The organism is Bacillus sp. AY18-3, from assembly GCF_008042305.1.
Lineage (GTDB): Bacteria > Bacillota > Bacilli > Bacillales > Bacillaceae_G > Bacillus_A > Bacillus_A wiedmannii.
Window position 1 is genome coordinate 1 of sequence record NZ_QKQR01000041.1, and the last position, 5,006, is coordinate 5,006.

General features: G+C 33.6%; 5 protein-coding genes. All 5 read left to right on the forward strand.

From position 1 onward, the window contains the following. The first annotated feature begins 420 nt into the window (after positions 1–420). The 5 genes from DM800_RS27745 (at position 421) to uppP (ending at position 4,680) form a co-directional block, all read left to right on the forward strand. A complete protein-coding gene (locus DM800_RS27745) occupies positions 421–1,134 on the forward strand; it encodes a response regulator transcription factor (protein ID WP_046953851.1) in 714 nt (237 codons plus the stop codon). Next, entirely contained in the window at positions 1,124–2,137 is a 1,014-nt protein-coding gene (locus DM800_RS27750; RefSeq protein WP_147788081.1) for a sensor histidine kinase, read from the forward strand. Before DM800_RS27745 ends, DM800_RS27750 begins: the two co-directional genes overlap by 11 nt. 68 nt (positions 2,138–2,205) lie before the next feature. Beyond that, a complete protein-coding gene (locus DM800_RS27755; RefSeq protein WP_000484005.1) occupies positions 2,206–3,135 on the forward strand; it encodes an ABC transporter ATP-binding protein in 930 nt (309 codons plus the stop codon). Further along, complete coding sequence (locus tag DM800_RS27760; RefSeq protein ID WP_000247712.1) at positions 3,128–3,865, forward strand: ABC transporter permease; 738 nt, start codon at positions 3,128–3,130, stop codon at positions 3,863–3,865. The genes DM800_RS27755 and DM800_RS27760 overlap by 8 nt, the downstream gene beginning before the upstream one ends. A 17-nt stretch (positions 3,866–3,882) precedes the next feature. Next, positions 3,883–4,680: an undecaprenyl-diphosphate phosphatase UppP gene (gene uppP, locus DM800_RS27765; protein WP_001279953.1), complete on the forward strand. Its 798-nt coding sequence runs from the start codon at positions 3,883–3,885 to the stop codon at positions 4,678–4,680. Positions 4,681–5,006 lie beyond the last annotated feature (326 nt).

Below are 5,006 nucleotides of genomic sequence, written 5' to 3' on the forward strand. Positions count from 1 at the left end.
AGTTTTCAAAGAACTACTTGATCGCTCATTTGCGACTTCCTTATGTTAACATTTTCATCTTTCAATGTCAACTAAGTTTTTCATTTTGTTTGCCGCGTTCTGCGTTATTGCATCGGCGACTTGTCCTATATTACACCTCTAAGGTGAAATCGTCAACACCTTTTTATAAAGATATTCAATTTAATATTTTTATGCTCTTTTAGCTAGATATGCCTCTACAAAGAGTCATTACTAGAAACCACCTTCTGCTTCTCTTTAATTTATTCTTCCAAAACATATTCGATTTCATTTGAACTCTAGACTTAATTCTTGTAGACATGTCCCTCCAACAAAACTAGCAACCTTATTTTAACAAATACTAGTATATAATTAGAGAGTTGTTGTACTAGCAATAAAACTCTATTAGAAGCAGGTGAAAATATGAAAGATATACGTATCCTTATAGCAGACGATGATAAAGAAATCCGAAATTTATTAAAAATATATTTAGAACGAGAATTATATATGGTAGATACTGCGGTTAATGGTGAAGAAGCCTTGCAATTATTTAATCAAAACAACTATAACCTCGTTATATTAGATCTTATGATGCCGAAAGTAGATGGTATCGAAGTATGTAGAAAACTTAGAGATAAAACTAACGTACCTATATTAATGCTAACCGCTAAAGATCACGAAATTGATAAAATTTTAGGTTTAAGCATTGGCGCTGATGATTACATTACGAAACCTTTCAGTATTCACGAAGTAGTTGCACGAGTAAAGGCTCTTATGCGGCGTTTTTTAGTTCTTGGAAGTAACACTACTGCACAAGAGAAAACAATTTTAGCTTTCAAAGGACTAACTATCGATTTAAATACATACACAGTTCATACAAATAAAGAAGAAATCAGCTTAACCGGAAAAGAACTGGAACTGTTGAAATTCTTTACTTCAAACCCAGGACAAGTATTTACAAAAACACAGCTCTTTCGAAATGTATGGGACGATAATTATATAGAAGACGATAATACCGTTATGGTACATATTCGAAAACTTAGAAAGAAAATAGAAATCAATCCTTCTAATCCAAAATTCATTCAAACTGTATGGGGAATTGGTTATAAGTTTGTAGGTGAAAAACTTGAAGACTGATAAAACCCTATTCCTTATTTCATTACAACTTATCATTTGCGGGCTTTTAAATATACAAATGGGCCCAAAAGGAAAGATGTCTTTATTTATTACCCTTATTTTAATTACAATGTATCTCTTCTTTTCAAGAATACAATTCATTCAACATCGCAAATCAGTGGACACAAAATTAGGTCGTGTACTAAAAGGAAATTTACAAACGAGATTATTCACAAGCAATGACCCCTCATTACATAGTATCGTTTTTTCAATAAACGAACTAATAGCTGAATTAGAAAGGGTTCGGATCGAAGCAAAAAGATCCGAGGAATCTAGAAAACAACTTTTGTCTAGTATCTCGCACGATATCCGAACACCACTCACCTCTATTATTGGATATATCGACGCTTTAAAAGATGGGGTTGCTGTTTCTGAAATAGAAAAGAAAGAATATCTTAAAATACTTTATATGAAATCAAATAACTTAAAACATCTAGTTAATGAAATATTCAATATGGCAAAGCTAGACGCCAATGAATTTCCACTAAAAGAAGAGGAACTCGACTTTTCTGAAGTTACTAGAGAAGTTTTGATTGAATTTTTACCTGAACTCTCAAAACATAATCTCGAACTACAGGTTCTCATACCAGAATCTACTTGCCCTATCATTGCAGACCACCTTAGCCTTATGCGAATTATGAGTAATTTGATAAAAAATGCCATTTATTACGGAAAAGATGGGAAAACATTAGGGATCGAACTACTAGAAACCGATACAGACTATGAACTTCTTATTTGGGATAAAGGCCCTGGTATTCCAAAACATGATTTACAAAACGTATTTGAACGAATGTACCGAAGCGAACAATCGAGAAACTCCTCTTCTGGTGGTAGCGGTCTCGGGCTTTCAATTTCTAAAGCACTCGTTGAGAGAAATGGTGGGCATATATGGGTTGAAAGTACTCCATGGAAACGAACTACTTTTGGCTTTTCCATTCCAAAATACATTTCTTTTAAGAAATAGTTAAGAAATGATTAATATGCAGTTAAGCCTTCCTTCTTATCATGTAATTAAGAACTTATAGAAAGTAGGTGTTTCCTATAAATACAATTATAAAAACGACTAACCTTACTAAAGTGTATGGCACACAAAAATCAGTAGATAATCTAAATATTAATGTTCAACAAGGCGAGATTTATGGATTCATAGGACGAAACGGTGCGGGCAAAACAACAACCATTCGTATGCTACTCAGTCTTATAAAACCTACAAGTGGAAATATTGAAATATTCGGAGAGGACTTATTTCAAAATCAAAAAGATATTTTAAGAAGAATTGGTTCTATCGTTGAGGTTCCAGGGTTTTATGAAAACTTAACTGCAAAAGAAAACTTATTAATTAATACAAAGATAATTGGGATTCACAAAAAGAATGCTATTGAAGAAGCATTAGAAATAGTGGGATTGCAGCATGAAACAAAAAAATTAGTTGGGAAGTATTCTTTAGGAATGAAGCAGCGCCTAGGTATTGCACGTGCCCTTCTCCATTATCCCGAATTACTCATACTAGATGAACCAACTAACGGGCTCGATCCCATTGGTATTAAAGAAATGCGAAAACTTATTAAATCTTTAGCTCAGGAAAGAAATATAACGATACTTATTTCCAGTCACATATTAGCTGAGGTAGAACAATTAGTTGATCGTATGGGAATTATTCATGAAGGAAGGTTACTAGAAGAAGTTTCTCTTAATACGCTACGTAAAGCAAACCGTAAGTACATAGAATTTCAAGTGAATAATGAAAACAAAGCCGCAATGCTATTAGAAAATCAGCTTCAAATCTTTGATTATGAAGTACATGATGAAGGGAATATTCGTATTTATTCTCATTTTGGACAACAAGGATACATCAACAGAACGTTCGTTCTAAACGGTGTAGAAGTATTAAAAATGATGATAAGTGAAGATAGATTAGAAGATTATTTCACTAAATTAGTTGGAGGTGGAACAATTGGTTAATCTACTCTATACAGAACTACTAAAACTAAAACGCTCTAATATGTTTTTAATTAGCATTATTGGGGCTGGTGTCGCACCTTTCTTAGTCGTAGTAGCTTCTTATATACATATAAAAACCAAACAGCCCACTCCGACTATTTGGTTCCATCAATTATTTACTGATGTTAACTTATATACTACTTTAGTGATAGGATTCCCCTTATATGGAGTAGTAATTGCTTATCTGTTTACCCGTGAATATGCAGAAGACACACTAAAGAATTTACTAACTATCCCCGTATCGCGTATTAGCTTTATTATAAGTAAGTTCATCACTCTTTTTCTTTGGATCATGATGCTAACTTTAGTCGCTTGGGCACTTACTTTAATATTAGGGCTATTGGGGAACTTCCCTGGTTTTAACACTGCTTTATTTTTAGGTTCTTTTCTAAAATTTTTAATCTGTGGTGGACTTCTCTTTCTATTGTCTTCACCTATTGTGCTACTAACTCTTGTAATGAAGAGCTATGTACCACCTATTATATTAACAGTCATTATTACAATGACTAATCTTATGCTCGTAAACTCCAAACATAAAGATTTATTTCCGTGGACCGCTACTCTTGATATCGCAAATAATGAATTACAACCCACATATCCACCGGAATATTCTTATATCATCATTGCAGCAACAGCGGTTTCAGGATTTTTTGCAACACTATTCTATTTCAAAAGAGTAGACATTCATTAATTTATAGGAGTGAAACGATGAGCGATATCATTATTGCCTTCATACTCGGTATCGTAGAGGGGTTAGCCGAATTTTTACCTATCTCTTCTACTGGTCACCTTATATTAGTCGGGCATTTATTAGATTTTGAAGGAGAAAGAGCGAAAACGTTTGAAATTGTTATACAGCTAGGGGCAATTTTAGCTATTGCAATTTTATATCATAAACGCCTCGTTTCTTTATGTAATATTAAACCTCTTCTGCGGAAAGAGAAGAAATTCAACGCATTCCATGTATTTCTTGGCGTATTTCCAGCAGTAGTTGCTGGTTTACTACTACATGGTGTTATTAAAACTTACTTATTTCAGCCCTATACTGTCGTAATTGGACTTGTAGCAGGGGCAATTCTTATGCTCTTTGCAGAAGTAAAGAAGAAAGAGGCAACCTCCTATTCACTGGATGATTTAACATACCGTCAAGCATTAACAATTGGATTATTTCAATGCTTAGCAGTATACCCCGGCTTCTCTAGAGCTGGCTCTACTATTTCTGGAGGTCTATTAGCAAAAGTAAATTATAAAACTGCATCTGAGTTCTCTTTTCTCATTGCTCTTCCTGTAATGGTAGGCGCTACAGGCTTAGACTTGTTAAAAAGCTGGAAGTATTTAAGTGTCAATGATATCCCTATGTTTGTGGTAGGATTCATTACCTCTTTTATAGTAGCAATGTTAGCAGTAGTAACATTCCTAAAGCTTTTAGAAAAGATAGGCTTAAAACCTTTCGCATACTATCGTATTTTGTTAGCTATCTTATTTACGCTTTTCGTATTGCTATAAATTCATATAAGTCACAGATAAAAAACCGATATTCAAGTTAGAATATCGGTTTTTTATCCATTTCACATCAAGTACTACCTACTCCAATATGGCATAGCGGGAGTAAATCATCATTAATAATCCAAATGTTCTTCAAGCAATTTTAATCTTTACCGTACGACACAGCTCAAAAATTAAACACCCCTTGGACAGAGACCGAATGTGTATACAAACTATATCCATTCCGCATATATCATATTTCTTAATTCTCAATACACCGATACAAGTTCTAAATGTGTACAAAATGCTCATGCTTTATTAAACACGAAAAAACACAAGTCAAAAGA

Excerpts from the sequence above, each read along its gene's own strand:
- uppP (WP_001279953.1), top strand. The coding sequence starts at position 3,883 with ATGAGCGATATCATTATTGCCTTCATACTCGGTATCGTAGAGGGGTTA.
- DM800_RS27745 (WP_046953851.1), top strand. The coding sequence starts at position 421 with ATGAAAGATATACGTATCCTTATAGCAGACGATGATAAAGAAATCCGA.